This is a genomic window from Nocardia harenae NBRC 108248 (genome assembly GCF_001612885.1).
Lineage (GTDB): Bacteria > Actinomycetota > Actinomycetes > Mycobacteriales > Mycobacteriaceae > Nocardia > Nocardia harenae.
This window is the reverse complement of the sequence record NZ_BDBH01000011.1, coordinates 39,154-53,930: the sequence shown is the minus strand read 5'-3', so window position 1 is coordinate 53,930 and position 14,777 is coordinate 39,154. Positions and strand designations below refer to the sequence as shown.

16 protein-coding genes are annotated in these 14,777 nt (G+C 73.5%); 10 read left to right on the top strand and 6 right to left on the bottom strand.

Features of this window, described 5'->3' with window-relative positions; genetic code table 11:
- Positions 1–17 precede the first annotated feature (17 nt).
- Complete coding sequence (locus tag NH2_RS21530) at positions 18–746, bottom strand: DUF1889 family protein (RefSeq protein WP_067657321.1); 729 nt, start codon at positions 744–746, stop codon at positions 18–20.
- A gap of 114 nt (positions 747–860) precedes the next feature.
- Between NH2_RS21530 and NH2_RS21525 the strand changes: the two genes are divergently transcribed.
- Both NH2_RS21525 and NH2_RS21520 read left to right on the top strand, forming a co-directional pair.
- Positions 861–1,577 carry a FadR/GntR family transcriptional regulator gene (locus NH2_RS21525; RefSeq protein ID WP_067657318.1) on the top strand — a complete coding sequence of 239 codons (717 nt, stop codon included), beginning with the start codon at positions 861–863 and terminating at the stop codon, positions 1,575–1,577.
- Positions 1,578–1,579: 2 nt separating this feature from the next.
- Complete coding sequence (locus tag NH2_RS21520) at positions 1,580–1,816, top strand: hypothetical protein (RefSeq protein ID WP_067657315.1); 237 nt, start codon at positions 1,580–1,582, stop codon at positions 1,814–1,816.
- Here the strand turns inward: NH2_RS21520 and NH2_RS21515 are convergent.
- Positions 1,735–3,360, bottom strand: coding sequence for a S8 family peptidase (locus tag NH2_RS21515; RefSeq protein WP_067657312.1), 1,626 nt, complete (start codon positions 3,358–3,360; stop codon positions 1,735–1,737). The genes NH2_RS21520 and NH2_RS21515 overlap by 82 nt on opposite strands.
- 223 nt (positions 3,361–3,583) lie before the next feature.
- On the opposite strand from NH2_RS21515, the gene NH2_RS21510 reads away from it, so the two are divergent.
- The 8 genes from NH2_RS21510 to NH2_RS21480 all read left to right on the top strand — a co-directional run bounded on the left by NH2_RS21510 (position 3,584) and on the right by NH2_RS21480 (position 10,443).
- On the top strand, positions 3,584–4,168 hold the full coding sequence (locus tag NH2_RS21510; protein ID WP_174552862.1) for a biotin transporter BioY: 585 nt from the start codon (positions 3,584–3,586) through the stop codon (positions 4,166–4,168).
- 121 nt (positions 4,169–4,289) lie between these two features.
- Positions 4,290–5,486: an AMP-binding protein gene (locus NH2_RS21505; protein ID WP_067658171.1), complete on the top strand. Its 1,197-nt coding sequence runs from the start codon at positions 4,290–4,292 to the stop codon at positions 5,484–5,486.
- Positions 5,483–6,595, top strand: a complete 1,113-nt coding sequence (locus NH2_RS21500) for a thiolase family protein (RefSeq protein WP_067657309.1) — start codon at positions 5,483–5,485, stop codon at positions 6,593–6,595. Before NH2_RS21505 ends, NH2_RS21500 begins: the two co-directional genes overlap by 4 nt.
- Positions 6,596–6,815: 220 nt before the next feature.
- Positions 6,816–7,496, top strand: a complete 681-nt coding sequence (locus tag NH2_RS21495; RefSeq protein WP_067657306.1) for an energy-coupling factor ABC transporter ATP-binding protein — start codon at positions 6,816–6,818, stop codon at positions 7,494–7,496.
- On the top strand, positions 7,493–8,095 hold the full coding sequence (locus tag NH2_RS21490) for an energy-coupling factor transporter transmembrane component T family protein (RefSeq protein WP_067657303.1): 603 nt from the start codon (positions 7,493–7,495) through the stop codon (positions 8,093–8,095). The genes NH2_RS21495 and NH2_RS21490 overlap by 4 nt, the downstream gene beginning before the upstream one ends.
- On the top strand, positions 8,088–9,563 hold the full coding sequence (locus NH2_RS21485; RefSeq protein ID WP_067657300.1) for an AMP-binding protein: 1,476 nt from the start codon (positions 8,088–8,090) through the stop codon (positions 9,561–9,563). The genes NH2_RS21490 and NH2_RS21485 overlap by 8 nt, the downstream gene beginning before the upstream one ends.
- Before the next feature lie 106 nt (positions 9,564–9,669).
- Positions 9,670–9,816 carry a DUF1059 domain-containing protein gene (locus NH2_RS28355; protein WP_084505762.1) on the top strand — a complete coding sequence of 49 codons (147 nt, stop codon included), beginning with the start codon at positions 9,670–9,672 and terminating at the stop codon, positions 9,814–9,816.
- A 120-nt stretch (positions 9,817–9,936) separates the two neighbouring features.
- The gene (locus NH2_RS21480; RefSeq protein WP_157103906.1) at positions 9,937–10,443 is read left to right on the top strand and encodes a hypothetical protein; all 507 of its coding nucleotides are present in this window, start codon (positions 9,937–9,939) and stop codon (positions 10,441–10,443) included.
- Between the two features lie 6 nt (positions 10,444–10,449).
- On the opposite strand, the gene NH2_RS21475 is transcribed toward NH2_RS21480, so the two are convergent.
- The 4 genes from NH2_RS21475 to NH2_RS21460 all read right to left on the bottom strand — a co-directional run bounded on the left by NH2_RS21475 (position 10,450) and on the right by NH2_RS21460 (position 14,411).
- Entirely contained in the window at positions 10,450–12,039 is a 1,590-nt protein-coding gene (locus NH2_RS21475) for a GMC oxidoreductase (protein WP_067657295.1), read from the bottom strand.
- A gap of 243 nt (positions 12,040–12,282) precedes the next feature.
- Positions 12,283–13,470: a phospholipase D-like domain-containing protein gene (locus NH2_RS21470; protein ID WP_067657292.1), complete on the bottom strand. Its 1,188-nt coding sequence runs from the start codon at positions 13,468–13,470 to the stop codon at positions 12,283–12,285.
- A gap of 91 nt (positions 13,471–13,561) precedes the next feature.
- A complete protein-coding gene (locus tag NH2_RS21465; RefSeq protein ID WP_067657289.1) occupies positions 13,562–14,026 on the bottom strand; it encodes a roadblock/LC7 domain-containing protein in 465 nt (154 codons plus the stop codon).
- Between the two features lie 16 nt (positions 14,027–14,042).
- Complete coding sequence (locus NH2_RS21460) at positions 14,043–14,411, bottom strand: roadblock/LC7 domain-containing protein (RefSeq protein ID WP_067657285.1); 369 nt, start codon at positions 14,409–14,411, stop codon at positions 14,043–14,045.
- Between the last annotated feature and the right edge of the window lie 366 nt (positions 14,412–14,777).

Genomic DNA, 14,777 nt, shown 5'->3' with positions numbered 1-14,777 from the left:
ACGGGCAGAATACCGAATTACTTCCGTGGCTCGGCGGGGGTCGCGCGCTGGCGCCAGACGTCCAGGATGTCGGTGGCGAAGGTGCTGGTCGGCAGCGGCGGGTGCTGGCCGGTGGCGACGTGCGCGGCGAGCGCGGCCAGCCGGGTCGCGGCGCGCGCGGGCCAGCCGTTGGCCAGGGTCCAGGCGTAGACGTCCTCGCCGGTGAAGCAGTGGCCGTTCGCGTGCGCGATGCTCAGCACCGCGGCGGCGTCCCTGCGATCCTGCGGCGCAGTGAGATTCGAGGCCGGGTCGACCAGTCCGGAGAGCGTGGTCAGCGCCTCGGCCACCACCGGGTCGAGCCGGGCGGCGCCCGGCGGCGGCACCGCGGGGCCGAGCAGCCGCGGCTGCGCGGCCTGCGCCCAGGCCGCGACCTCGTCCAGGCTGTTCGGCACCACGCAGAGCGCGGTGGTGCGGCGGTCGTCGGCGATCCGGGTCAGCTCCTCCGGGGTGGGCCAGGCCGCGAGCACCGGCCCGCCGCGCCAGGTCGTCGCCGGCCTGCGCCAGGTCGCCACCAGCGCCCTGACCTCGTCGACGAACTCGCGCAGCCAGGGGTTGTCGTCCACATTCGACCGGCCGGGTGCGTAGACCAGCGGCGTGCCGCCGAAGCGGGATCTGCGGGCGACCCAAGCGATTCCGTCGGACAGCCCGGGGTCGTCACCGACAGCGGTGAGTGCGGTCGGATAACGCCATCGGCCCGCGGCAGACATGCGGACATCCTCGCATTCCTGCGAGCGCCGGGTGGCGAGTGTCCGGTTGGAGTGCCACCCGCGACAACTGGTCCAACCAGTTGACCAGGTGGCGGGAACGCGGGAGCGTGGGGCATGGACATCACCCCGATCACCCGCGCCTCGGTCTCCGACGAGGTCTTCGGGCAGCTCGTCACCGAGATCCTGGCCGGGCGGCCGGCGCCGGGCGATGCGCTGCCCGGCGAGCGGGAGCTGGCCGAGCGGTTCGGGGTGAATCGGCACGCGGTGCGCGAGGCGCTCAAGGGGGTGCGGCAGGCCGGACTGGTGCGGATCGCGCAGGGCGGCAGGACCAGGGTGCTGGACTGGCGGGCGAGCGCCGGGCTGGACGCGCTCTCCGCGCTGGCCGAGACCGGCGCGGTGCCGCCGGTGCGGATGCTGCGCGATATCGCCGAGCTGCGCCGCAGCGTCGCGGCCGACGCCGCCCGGCGCTGTGCCGAGCGCGCCACCGCGGCGCAGCGCGCCGCCGTGACCGTGGCCGCCGAGCGCTACCCCGCCGCCACCGACCGCCCGGTCGACGTCACCGCGGCCGATCTGGACTTCTGGACCGCCGTGATCGTCGGCTCCGGCAATATCGCCTACCGGCTCGGGCTGAACACCCTGATCGCGGCGTTCGGCGCGATCGGCCGGCCGGTCATCGACCAGCTCGGGCTCTTCGCGGAGTCCGTGGACCGGGACGCGCACGCCGAGCTGGCCCGCCGGATCGCCGCGGCCGACGGCGACGGCGCGCACGCGCTCGCCACCGAGCTGCTCGGCCGCATGGTGGCGCTGCTGGCGGGCGGGGTCGAGGAGTAGCGATGGTCGACCTGATCCCGCACGCCGTCCCGGCCTTCGTGCGCTGCTTCGTGCTGGAGGCGGCCTCGTTCCGCTTCCGCCCCGACGAGGCGGCGTTCGGCTACGAATTCCCCGACGCCGGAACCGGTATCGGCATGGGGCCGGGCGGGAGCGGGATTCAGCCGCGGGCCGCGTCGACGGCGGCGCGGGCGTTCACCCGGCCGTGGCCGTACCAGGGGCTGTGGCCGGTGGCGTCGTAGTTGCCGTTCGCCTCGTCGATGCGATCGGCGGTGCGCTGCAGTATCTCCCGCACCTGGACGCGGGTCAGCGCCGGGTTCACGGCCAGGACCAGGGCGGCGGTGCCCGCGACGCCTGGTGCGGCGCTGGAGGTGCCGCCGAACTCGGCCGTGTAGTCGCCGTTCGCGTCGCCGAGCGCCGGGTCGCCCGGGTTGTAGCCGCTGCGGCCGCGCCGGTCGACGGTCCAGATGCCCGGGGTGAGCGGTGCCGGGTGCCGGAAGGGGGCGTGCTCGAAGTCGTTGCTGGGGAACGCGACCGCCACCGCGGCGCCGGTGTCGCTGTAGACGCTCCGGGTGCCGGTGTCGTTGCAGGCGGCCACCGCGAGCACGGCGGGATGGCTGGCGTAGCCGTCGTTGTCGGCGGGCTCGTTGCCATTGCCCGCGGCGAAGACGATCACGCAGCCGCGGCCGTTCCGGCCGCTGTTCGCCGCGTACTCCAGTGCGAGTCTGGTGCTCGCCGGGATCGGGACGACGCGCTGGTGGGCCGGGTCGGCGGGGCGGTACCAGGCGCCGTCCGCCGGGCCCCAGCTGCACGAGATGACGTCGGCGCCGTGGTCGGCGGCCCACTGGAAGGCGCGGGCCTCCGCCTGCGAGCCGAGTCCGGAGGCGAGCCGGATCGGCAGCAGGGCGGCCTCCGGCGCCACCCCCGAGGCGCCCGCGCTGCCAGTGGCGACGGCGACCCCGGCGCAGGCGGTGCCGTGGTTGTCGCCGTAGTCCGGGCCGGTGCCGTTCTGGTCCTTGGGGCGCGGGTCGCCGGTGCCCGCGGTGACGTCGCGCGGGGCGACCACCTTGCCCGGCCCGGCGAACTCCGGGTGGTCGATATCGATGCCGTCGTCGATCACCGCGACGGTGCTGCCCCTGCCGCGGGTGATCGCATGCGCCGCTTCGACATTCGCGTGCGCGTTCACCGGCCTGCCGCCGACCGTGGTGGCACGCAGGTGCCACTGCTGCGGGGCGATGGTCTTGCGGGCCCGGCGGCGGATCAGCTCCGGGTGGCTGTACTCGACGTCCGCGCGGGCGAGGAGTTCGGCGGCGATGGTGAAGACGCGCTGCCCGGTGCGCTCCGGGGCGGCGGTGAAGTAGGCGTTGGCGGCGTAGCCGACCTGCTCCTTGATGGTCAGCCCGGCCTCGGTGAGCACGGCGCGACACCGGGCCGGGTCGGCGTCGTCGGCGAACTTGACGAAGAGGTTCTCGGTGTAGAGCACCGGTTCGTTCGTGGCCGGCTCGACGAGCACGTGTCCGGCGAACCGGATCTCCGGCGCGGCATCCAGCGCCCGGATCCGCTCGGCGATCGGCTGCCCCGGTGGCACCCGGTACACCTCGACGCCCACCTCCGGATGGGTCTGCACCAGGACCGCGCCCGCGAGCACGTCACGTAGGGGCAGCGGGACCGAACCGCGCTGCCGGGGCACCCCCGGACCGGACGCGGCGCGCACCACCAGCAGATCCGCGCTCGGCTCGAATAAGCTGCCCGGCTCGTCGGCGCGGCCGAAATAGGCTGTGGGCACCGTCTTCTCCTTCGTTCCGAGAACAGGATGTCGACGTTAGCGCCCGCGTCGCAGTTGCTGTGGACCGGCTCGGTCGGCATCGGCGGCCCGGCGCCGGGTGGCTGTGCCGTTGCTGCGATGCGCCCGCCGCGCCGGGGTCGCGGGCGGCCCGGCACTACGCCCGCCGCAGCTGAGCTGCTACCTTGAACGTCGTTCAAGTCAGGGTGTGAAGGGTGTGTGCGCCGTGGAGGGTGTCGAGGATTCCCGCAGGCCGAGGCTTCGGGTGCCCGCGCGGGACATGGCGCGGATCGCGGTGTTCGCGGCGCTCATCGCCGCGCTCGGGCTGCCGGGGGCGATCACGGTCGGGTTCAGCGGGGTGCCGATCACGCTGCAGACGCTCGGAGTGATGCTGGCGGGGGCGGTGCTCGGGTGGCGCAATGGCACCGCCGCGGTGCTGGTGTTCCTGGCGCTGACCATGATCGGGCTGCCGCTGCTCTCCGGCGGGCGCACCGGGCTCACCGCGCTGGCCGGGCCGAGCGCGGGGTATCTCATCGGGTGGGTGCCGGGGGTGTTCGTGATCGGGCTGCTCACCGCGCGGATCCTGCCGAAGTATCCGATCGCGCTCGGGTTGCTGATCAACGCGCTCGGGGGGATCGGGGTCATCTACCTGTTCGGGACGCTCGGGTTGCTGGTGCGGACCGATCTCGGGGTGTGGGCGGCGATCACCAGCAACGGGCCGTTGCTGCCGGGGGATATCGCCAAGGTCGTGGTGGCGGCGGTGGTGGCGAAGGGTGTGCATCGGGCGTATCCCGGGTTGATTCGTGGGTGAGGGCGCCGGGCGGCGGGTCTCCGGCGTGGCGGGCGGGGCGGTATCGGACGTCGCCGGTGTGGTGCTGGACGGCGTGCGGCCGGGTGCCGGGGTGGTTCGAGCCGACTCGGGCACGGGGGGCGTGCTCGGAGGCGCCCCGAACGATGCGGCGCTACACGCGGCAGGGCGGCGGTGGACTTACCGCGATCTGGAGCACGCCATCGGCGAGTGGAATTCGCGGCACCGCGACCTCGACTGCTACGACGCCTCGGAACTCGGGTTGGCCGAGGCACTGGTTGCCGTCTGCGCGGCCGCACGGCGCGGGATTCCGGTCCGGGTCGAGAACCCGGAGGCGCGGCCGGAGCGGGCCGGGATCCCGGCGGAGGCGTTCCTGCTGGTCGCGACCTCGGGGTCGACCGGACGCCCGCGGGCCCTGGCCCGCACCGCCGCCTCCTGGTACGACAGCTTCCCCGCATTCTCCGCCCGCACCGGCATCACCGCGGCCGACCGGGTGCTGATCACCGGCCCGCTGCACGCCACCATGCACCTCTTCGGGGCGCTGCACGCGCTGTGGGCGGGCGCCTGCGTCACCGACGAGCCGGAGCGCGCGACCGCGGTGCACGCGGTGCCCGCCGTCCTGCGCGAGGTCGTGCGCGCGGCACCGCGGCTGCGCACCGCGGTGCTCGCGGGGATCGCGCCGGACCCCGGCGCGCTGGCGGTGGCCGCCCACCTCACGGTGATCGAGTACTACGGCTCCGCCGAGGTCTCGCTGGTCGCAGCGCGCCGGGTCGGCGGTGAACTCGATGCTGCCGAGGTGCAGGGCGCAGGCGAAGCCGCGGCTGGGAAATCGCGGGTCGCGGTGCGAGGGGACGTCTCGGTGGAACCTTTGCGATTGTTCGCGGGCGTGCAAGCGCAGACCAGGAACGGGCTGCTGTTCGTCCGGACCCCGTACGCGGTGCTCGGCGCGCCGGAGTGGTCCGGCGTCGGCGACCTGGCCGAGCTGGGAGCGGACGGCTCGCTCCGGGTGCGTGGCCGCGGGGACTGCGCGATCAATGTGGGCGGCACCCTCGTGGTCGCCGAGGACGTCGAGCGGACGCTGGCCGCGGTGCCCGGCGTGCGCGCGGTGGCGGTACTCGGCGCGCCGCACACGGTATTCGGCGCCGTCGTGACGGCGGCCGTCGAGCTCGATCCGGATGCCGAGCTGACCGCGGTCCGGGCCCGCGCCCGCACGATGCTGAGCCGCGAGGCGATCCCGCGCCGCTGGATACCGATGCGGCGCCTCCCGCGCACGGCCGCGGGCAAGGTGGCGCGCGGCGCGCTGAGAGACTTGCTGGTATGAGCGCTGTCCTGGTCGCCCCCCGGCGCACCCCGATCGGCAATGCCGGGCACGGGTTCGCCACGAGCACCGTCACCGAGCTGGCCGCGCCGGTGCTGCGCGAGATCGCGGCGACGGTGCGCGCGGCCGGGATCACCGCCGAGATCGACGACGTGGTGCTCGGCAACTGCCTCGGCCCCGGCGGCGACCCGGCGCGCATCGCGGCGCTCGCGGCCGGGCTCGGCACCGCCGTCCCCGGCGTCACCGTCGACCGGCAGTGCGGCTCCGGGCTGGACGCCGTCGCGCAGGCCGCGCTGCGCGTGGAATCCGGCGTCGACACCCTGATCCTGGCGGGCGGCGTCGAGTCGGCGAGCACCGCGCCGCTGCGGTTCTGGCCGGGTGCCGAGCCGGTCCGCTACACCCGCGCCCCGTTCGCCCCGCCCGGCTTCCCCGACCCGGACATGGGCCCGGCCGCCGACGCGCTCGCCGCGGCCCGCGGCATCTCCCGGGAGCGGCAGGACGCCTACGCCCTGCGCTCGCACACCCGCGCCGCCGCCGCCGACTTCGGCGCCGAGATCGTCCCGGTCGCCGGGGTCGAGCGGGACGAGCGCATTCGCGCCGGGCTGACCGCGGCGCGGCTGGCCAGGTTGCGCCCCAGCTTCGGCCCCGAGGGCACCGCCACCGCGGGCAATTCCTGCGGCATCTCCGACGGCGCCGCCGCACTCGCCGTGCTCGACGAGAAGCACGCCGCCGGGCTGCCCGCGCTGCGGGTGCGCGGCGCCGCTGTCGCGGGCTCGGACCCGGCGCTGCCCGGGCTCGGCCCGGTCCCCGCCATCCGGAAGCTGCTGCGCCGCACCGGCGTCGGCGTCGAACGGATCGGCGTCGTGGAGATCACCGAGGCCTTCGCGTCGGTGGTGCTCGCGGTCGCCGACGAACTCGGGCTGGACGAGGAGCGGATCTGCCCGGAGGGCGGCGCCATCGCCATGGGCCACCCGTGGGGCGCCTCCGGCGCCGTGCTGCTGGTGCGGCTCGCGAGCCGCATGCTGCGCCCGAACGGCCCCGACCTCGGCCTCGCCGCCTGTGCCATCGGCGGCGGGCAGGGGATCGCACTGCTGGTGGAGCGGGTGGCATGAGCGAGTCAGGCCCGGAGGCGGTAGCGGAGCGTCACCACGCAGGGCCTTCGCTCATGCCGAATGGGCACAGCATGAGCGGATCAGGCCCGGAGGTGGTAGCGGAGCGTCACCACGCAGGGCCTTCGCTCATGCCGAATGGGCACAGCATGAGCGGATCAGGCCCGGAGGTGGTAGCGGAGCGTCACCGCGCAGGGCCTTCGCTCATGCTGGGGGACACTGCATGAGCGAGATCGTTTTCACCGGGGTGCGCCACGGCTTCGGCGAGCGCACCGTGCTGCGCGGGATCGATCTGCGGCTCACCGAGCGGCGGATCGGGGTGATCGGGGCGAACGGGTCGGGCAAGTCCACGCTGGCCAGGATGATCAACGGGCTGCTCACCCCGGACGCGGGCACCGTCACGGTGGACGGGCTGGACGTGGCGCGCAAGGGCGGGCAGGTGCGGCGCCGGGTCGGCTTCGTCTTCACCGATCCCGACACCCAGATCGTCATGCCGACGGTCGCCGAGGACCTCGCCTTCTCGCTGCGCCGCAGCGGCCTCGGCAAGGCCGAGATCGCTGCCAGGGTGCGCGAGATCCTGGCGCGCTTCGGGCTGCACGAGCACGGCGACCACCCCTCGCACCTGCTCTCCGGCGGGCAGAAGCAGTTGCTCGCGCTGGGCGCGGTGCTCATCCGCCGCCCCGAGGTGATCGTCGCCGACGAGCCCACCACCCTGCTCGACCTGCGCAACACCAAGACCGTGGCCGCCGCGCTGGACGCGGTGGACCAGCAGGTCATCGTGGTCACCCACCAGCTCTCGCTGCTCACCGGCTTCGACCGGGTGGTGGTGATCGACGAGGGCGCGGTCGCCTTCGACGGCCCGCCGGAGACCGCGCTCCCTGCCTACCGGGACCTGATCGGATGATCGGGCTCTACCGCCCTGGCACCTCCCCGCTGCACCGGCTGCCCGCCGGGATGAAGCTGGTGCTGCTGCTGGTGAGCATCGTCGCGGCCGCCGTCCTGGTGCGCACGCCGGTGCAGGTGGCGGTCGCAGGCGCGGTGGTGGCGGTGCTCTACGCGGTGGCCCGGATTCCGGTGCGGGTGGCGCTGGCCCAGCTGCGGCCGGTCTTCTGGGTGCTGCTGCTCATCGCGGTGTTCCAGGTGATCATCACCTCGCCCGCGCGGGCCGTCGTGGTCTGCGGGGTGCTGCTGATCTCGGTGGCGCTGGCCGCGCTGGTCACGCTGACCACGCGGGTGTGCGCCGTGCTGGACGCGGTCACCCGCGGGCTCGCGCCGCTGGGCCGGATCGGGGTGGACACCGAGCGGCTCGGGCTGCTGCTCGCGCTCGCCATCCGGTGCGTGCCGCTGCTCGCCGGGATCGTGCACGACGTCGCCGAGGCGCGGCGGGCGCGCGGCGTGCAGTGGTCGATGACCGCGCTGGTGACCCCGGTGCTGGTGCGCGCCCTGCGCACCGCCGACGCCATGGGGGAGGCGCTGGTGGCGCGCGGGGTCGACGATGACTGAGCCGCTCGCCGCGCGCATTCTGCGGGAGGGGGCGGCGCGCCCGGCGGCCGTCGCGGTGCGGGCCGCGGGGGAGGAGGTGGTGTTCGGTGAATTCCTGCACCGGGTGCGGAGATTTTCCGGCGCGCTCGCCGGGATGCGGCGGGTGGCGGTGCTGCCCACCTCGGACGTCGAATCGCTGGTCGCCGTCGTCGGCGCCATGCACGCGGGCGTGAGCGTCGTCCTCCTGCACCGCCACCTCACCCCCGCCCACCTCTCCCACGCCCTCACCTTGGCCCGCCCCGGCGCCCTGATAGCCGCGCCGTCCCAGCACCGCCGCCTCCGCCGCATGGGCTACGCAGGCGAGATCCACACCGCAGCGTCCCTGCCGAGCCGCATCCCCCCGCTCGCCGCACCACTCGGCCGCACAGTGCCCGCCCGCACCACGTTCCCCAGCGGGCCGGAGCCCCCGCCCCCGCGATCCGCTCGACCCGAGCCCCGGGTCACCCCGCAGACCGAACTCCTGATCGGCCTGACCTCCGGCACCACCGGCACCCCCAAACTCTTCGTCCGCGACCAGGCATCCTGGTCCACCACCCTCGACCGCTCCGACCGCACCTTCCACATCACCCCGGGCGACATCGTCGCCACCCCGGGCACCCAGGACCACACCCACTTCCTCTACGGCGCCCTGCACGCCCTCACCCGCGGCGCCACCGCCGACCTCCGCCCCGCGCTCACCGCACTGGAGGCGGGCGCGACGCACCTCTACACCGTCCCCGCCATCGCCTGGGACGTGGTCCGCGCGAACACCGGCCCCTTCCCGCAGGTCCGCGAAGTCCTCTCCTCGGCCGCCCGCTGGCCCCGATCCGGCCGCGCCGCCCTGCGGGAGGTCCTCCCGAACGCCGAGATCACCCACTTCTACGGCGCCTCCGAACTCAGCTTCGTCGCCAGGGACAGTGGCCTCGGCGCCGACGACGACACCGCCGCCGGCGAACTCTTCGACGGCGTCGACGCCGAGATCCGCGACGGCCTCGTCTACATCCGCAGCGACATGCTCTTCACCGGCTACCTCACCGAGCACGGCATCAGCGGCGGCCCGGAGCACGGCTGGTGCACGGTCGGCGACCGCGGCGCCCTGCACGGCCGCACCCTGCACCTGCACGGGCGGGTGGGCGAGACCCTCATCCGCGGCGGCCTGAATGTCGAACCGGCCGAGGTGGAATCGGCGCTCACCGCGCTGCCCGGCGTGCTGGAGGCCGCCTGCGTCGCCCTGCCAGACCCGCGAATGGGCGAGGTCCCCGCCGCCGCCGTCGTGGTCACCGCGAACGCCCCCGCCGCGGCCGAGCTCCGCGCCCGCCTCCGCGACATCCTCCCCGCCCCCGCCGTCCCGGTGCACATCCTGCGCCTCGACGCCCTCCCGCGCACCCCGCGCGGCAAGATCGACCGCGGAGCACTCCGCACCCTGCTGGCCGAGCACCGAACAGGTTGACCTACCCCGCCGCCGGCCCCGACCCGCTACCTGCTGACCGGCGCTGGAATGATCTCGCCGACCCGGTAGTTTCGTTCTCGGGAACCGTTACGAGAAGGAGACGAACGTGAAAACCAGACTCAACTGCCCCTGCGGCGAGACCATCGCGGGTTCGGACGAGGACGATCTGGTGACCAAGACCCAGGTGCACCTGAAGGAGAACCACCCCGGCCACGAGTACTCCAGGGAAGAGATCCTCTTCATCGCGTACTGATCCGGGCCGCCGCGTGCCCCGCTCCGCCGCGCATTCCGCCGCCCGGCAAGGTGGTACCGCCGTACTATGACGCGGCGCCCGCCCGCTGTCCGGCGGGTGCGTGGCGGAGAGGGGATGGGCGTGCGGGCGAGACTCTGGGCGATCGCGGCGGGCGCGGCGATCCTGCTGACCGGCTGCGGCGCCTCCGCCTCCGACCCGGCGCTGGTGAACTCGCCGACCCCGGCGCTCGGCGGCGGCTTCGGCGGGCTCCCGGCCGCCGGCACGCACGACCCCGGCGCGGTCGTCACCGACCCGGCCTCCGGGCTGCGCATCGCCATCAGCAGCGTGGAGGCGGTGCCGAGCATCGCCGGCACCGTCACCGTGCTGCACTTCCGCTTCGAGAATCCGGGGCGCGACCCGCTGCCCGCGCGCGGCTGGACCGCCCCTGTCCTCACCTACGGCCCGTCGGACATGCCCGCCGCGCACGTGGTCTCGGTCTCCGAGGGGTACGGCGCGGACGTGCCCGGCGCGCTGGCGCCGGGCGCGAGCCAGGAGTTGAAGCACGCCTACCGGGTGAACCGCGCCGAGCTCACCTCGGCGCGGGTGAGCGCCGGTTCGGTGATCTGGGAGGGCGACTTCACCCGCTGAGCCCGCTCAGATGACGCGGCCGACGTCCTGGGCGACCAGGTTGTCCAGCGCCCGCTCGGCGACCGCCGCGATGGTCATGGAGGGGTTGCAGGCGGCGGTGCTGCCCGGCATGAGCGCGCCGTCGAGCACATAGAGCCCGCGCTGGCCGAGCACCCGGCCGTCCAGGTCGCAGACGGTGCCCATGCTCGCGCCGCCCAGCGGGTGCCAGGTCGATGGGAAGACGGTGTTGGTGTCGAGCAGGAAGCCGTCCGGCCCGGCGATCTGCTGCGCGGCCGGGCCGATGAAGCCGGTCTGCAGCGCGCTGTCGCCCTCGTAGGGCCAGCGCAGCACCGCGTCGTCCTTGGCGCTGTCGTAGACGAAGTGGCCGCGGCCCGCGCTCGCGCCGTAGCCGACCATCACGGTGCTCTGCGGGTTCAGCGAGAGCGGTGGGATGGAGGCCTGGATGAGGGTGTGCGCGTTCCTCGGGTCGTCCCAGTTCTTGCTGCCGAAGACCACCGGCCCGCCCTGCGGCGCACCGAATTCCGCGGACGGGTCGGTCCACAGGTAGATCCGGTCGGCATTGCTGCCCCAGTTGGCGCCGAGCTCGTCGGGCAGGTCGGGGATGAGCCCCTTGGCCCCGGCCCGCATGAGCAGCCGGGTGGTGTTCATGGTGCCCGCCGCCATGATCAGCGTGGTCGTGGTCAGAACCTTGTGCTCGAGCACCGCGCCGGTGGTGTCGAGCCGCTGGACGTGCACCACCCAGCGCCCGTCGCCGGCCCGCTCGACCTCGGTGACCTCGTGCAGCGTCCGGACGTCCACCAGCCCGGTGGCCTCGGCGGCGGCGATGTAGGTGACGTCGACGGTGTGCTTGCCGCCGTTGTTCACGCCCATGGCGCCGTCGCCGTTGGTGTACGAGGCCTTCATCTCGCCGCGCAGCTCGGCCATGGCGAAGTCCCAGTCGATCGGCATCGGGATCTTCGAGACCGGCAGCCCGGCGCGCCGGGCCCGGTCCGCGAAGACCCGCGCCGCGCGATAGGTCTCGGTGCCGATGAGCTCGTCCGGCGCCTCGGCCAGGCCGAGCATCTTCTCCACCCGGCGGTAGTGCACCCGGTCCATCCGGGCCCAGTCCAGCTCCTGCGGGAACCAGGTGTTGAAGACCGCCTCGTCCGGCTGCAGCGACATGCCCTGGTAGACCAGCGAGCCGCCGCCGAGCCCGGCCGCGCAGAGCGCGGTCATGTTCTCGCCCGGCACCGCCTCGACCAGCCCGGTGTAGGGCTCGAAGATCAGCGGGGTGCCGAACAGGTTCGGGCTTGACCGGTACCAGAGCACCCGCTTGTCCAGGTTGGAGGCGCGCGGGAAGGTCTCCGAGTTCGGCCCGGTCGGCCAGCGCAGCCCGCGCTCGAGCACGGTGACCGGCACCCCGGCCTGCGCGAGCCGCAGCGCGCTCACCCCGCCGCCGAAGCCGGAGCCGACCACGACCACCCGGTGCTCCTCGCGGGTGAGCGGCACGGCGTTGACGCGGGCGGCGATCGGCGCGGCGATGGACCCGGCGCCGGCGAGCACGGCGCCCGCGGCGACGGCCCCGGTCAACAGCGACCGGCGCGAGATTCCTGACATGTCCCACCTTCGGGATGCGGAGGTAAACCGGACACTGTTGTCCGGTTGCCAGAGTGTGGGCGAGCGGCCGCCGCCGCGTCAATCGGAGCGGCCGGGCGCCGGTCCGCCGCACCCCGCGCCGCCGTCGCCCGCCGCGGTCACCGGCGATGCGTCCATGCAGGGCGGAACCCTCCAGGAAGCGTGCACGAAGGAATGATAACCCGGTTATCGAGAGGTTGACCGAAAACGTGCAGAAATTTCTCGCTACAGGAAGCGGCGAATCGGCTGCACCGCGAACTCCCGTGCGCGCTGCACCGCGGAGCGCCGCTTCCAGCGCCCCTCGCGGATCCGCGCCGACTTCGCCACGTCCTCGTCGAAGTGCCCGTCCAGGGTGGCGCAGAACTCCGGGTCGAGCACCGCGAGCATGACCTCTTCGTCGTGGTCGAGCGAGCGCCGGTTGAAGTTGGTGGAGCCGACCAGGCTGGCGATCCCGTCCACCGTGATGATCTTGGCGTGCATCATGGTCGGCTGGTATTCGTGGATCACCACGCCGCAGGCCAGCAGGTCCTCGTAGAAGTGCTGCCCGGCCAGCTGGCACACCCGCTTGTCGGTGTGCGGCCCGGGCAGCAGGATCTCCACCTCGACCCCGCGCCGGGCGGCGGCGCAGAGCAGGCCGATGAAGTAGGCGTCGGGGGCGAAGTAGGCGGTGGCCAGCCGGAAGCGGATCTCTGCGGATTCGATCATCACCCGGAGCAGCGTCTGCATGTCCTGCCAGCCGACGCTGGCCGAGCCGCGCACCACCTGGACCACGGCGCTGCCCTGGGGCCCGATGTCGACGAAGCGGTCGCGGTGGTCGAAGAGCTCGTCGTGGCACTCGGCCCAGCCCTGGGCGAAGGCGGCGGCCATGCCGTCCACGGCGGGGCCGCGCACCTCGACGTGGGTGTCCCGCCACTCGTGCTCGGTGCGGGCGTCGCCGCACCACTCCTCGGCGATCCCGACGCCGCCGGTGAAGCCGATCTCCTCGTCCACCACCAGCACCTTGCGGTGACAGCGGTGGTTCTGCTTGAACGGCGAGATGTAGACCGGCTTGCGGAACCACGCCACCCTCACCCCGGCGTCCTCCATGAGCTCGAGCAGGTCCTTCTCGATCAACCTGCTGCCGAAGCCGTCGAGCAGCAGCCGCACCCGCACGCCCTCGCGCGCCCGCTCGGCCAGCGCGTGCGCGAACTGGCTCGCGATATCGCCCTTCCAGTACACGAAGGTCATCAGGTCGACGGTGTGCTCGGCGGCGCCGATGCTCGCCAGCATGGCCGGGAAGATCTCGTCGCCGTTGCGCAGCGCGGTCAGCGCGTTCCCCTCGGAGGCGGCGATGCCGATCAGCCGCTCCAGCCTGCGGCGCAACGCGACGGCGCGCTCGGTGGTGGCTGCGGGGTTGCGGGTGGCCTCGGACATGTTCGCTCCTTCACCGGCACACGCACGATCGGTACCCGCCCTCTCCGGCTCGGGCGGGTACCGATCGGTAACTGTAGTAGCCCCGCTCCGGTCAGGCGTCGGGAGTCTGCAGTAGCGCGAGGACCCGCTTGGCCGCGGCATTGAACCGGCCCATCGTCACCGCGGGCCCACCCGCCACCACCAGCAGCAGCGTTGCGGAGACCGGGAACACCCCGACGCAGCCGCGCTCGGCCTCGAAGACCGAGGCGTGCAGCCGGCCCTGCCGAACCAGGGTGGTGAAGTGGTCGCCGATCCCGGAGGCGGCGGCCGCCATGGCCGAGCCGCGCATAGCGAGGGTGTCGGCGCCCGGCGGCCCGTCCGCCTCCCGGTTCGCCGCGACGACGAGGCCGTCCCGCGTCGTCATGATGGCGTGCGCGACATCGTCGATCTCGTCCACCGCGCGCTGCAGCAGCGTGCCGACCACCGCCGGGTCGCGGAGCGCGACCTCGAGCCGTTCGGCGGGCCTGCTCATGCCGCGCCCGCTCTCGGTCTGCGCGCGGGCACGCCGCGGTGCCACTCCGCTTCCGCCTCGCTCACACCCGGACCGCTTGCTCGATGCGCCGGAGCTGGTGCCGCGCCAGCGCCAGATTCGCGCGGCCGCGATCGAGCGCCAGGTAGAGGAAAAGCTCCTCGCCGTCCGCATCGCGCAGCGGCATGATGATATGGAACTGCTGGCCGAGCGTGACCAGGATGTCCTCGACCTCGTCGCCGAGCTGCAGCGCCTCGACGGCCCGCAGTTTGGCCCGCAGCACCTCGGTGTTCAGCGCGCCCGCCATTTCGAGGTCGAACATATTGTGGCCGCCCTGCTTGGCCAGCAGCATGCCGCTGCGGAGATCCACCAGCGCGATACCGATCGCGCCCTCCATGCTCATTCCGTCGCGCAGCGCTTCTTCCAGTTTCATGTCGAACTTTCCCGCCCCGCGACAACCCCGCCCGATGGCGGGTGCGCACATCTCGAATCGAATACACCACCGCGCCGACAGCGCATCCCCGTCGGCAGCGACAGTCTAGCAACGTGATTCGGGCACAACCACCATCTCGGTCACCGGGGCAGCGAGGTTGCGAATCCGCCCCGCCGAGCCCGGGTGGGGCCGCGCGGCGGCGGGCGATTCTGCCAGTGCGGCGGGTATGCGACGAGTCCCAGTTCCGGGCATCCGGTACCTTTCGGTGGACCCTGGCGAATTCGGGCAACATTCCGCAGGCCCCCACGCAAGAATGCGAATGCGAATTGGCGATCGCACGGGGTGCGTATATTCACCGCGCTGCGA

Coding starts and splice junctions, on each gene's coding strand:
- NH2_RS21530 (WP_067657321.1), bottom strand. CDS start 746: ATGTCTGCCGCGGGCCGATGGCGTTATCCGACCGCACTCACCGCTGTC.
- NH2_RS21525 (WP_067657318.1), top strand. CDS start 861: ATGGACATCACCCCGATCACCCGCGCCTCGGTCTCCGACGAGGTCTTC.
- NH2_RS21520 (WP_067657315.1), top strand. CDS start 1,580: ATGGTCGACCTGATCCCGCACGCCGTCCCGGCCTTCGTGCGCTGCTTC.
- NH2_RS21500 (WP_067657309.1), top strand. CDS start 5,483: ATGAGCGCTGTCCTGGTCGCCCCCCGGCGCACCCCGATCGGCAATGCC.
- NH2_RS21495 (WP_067657306.1), top strand. CDS start 6,816: ATGAGCGAGATCGTTTTCACCGGGGTGCGCCACGGCTTCGGCGAGCGC.
- NH2_RS21490 (WP_067657303.1), top strand. CDS start 7,493: ATGATCGGGCTCTACCGCCCTGGCACCTCCCCGCTGCACCGGCTGCCC.
- NH2_RS21485 (WP_067657300.1), top strand. CDS start 8,088: ATGACTGAGCCGCTCGCCGCGCGCATTCTGCGGGAGGGGGCGGCGCGC.
- NH2_RS21475 (WP_067657295.1), bottom strand. CDS start 12,039: ATGTCAGGAATCTCGCGCCGGTCGCTGTTGACCGGGGCCGTCGCCGCG.
- NH2_RS21470 (WP_067657292.1), bottom strand. CDS start 13,470: ATGTCCGAGGCCACCCGCAACCCCGCAGCCACCACCGAGCGCGCCGTC.
- NH2_RS21460 (WP_067657285.1), bottom strand. CDS start 14,411: ATGAAACTGGAAGAAGCGCTGCGCGACGGAATGAGCATGGAGGGCGCG.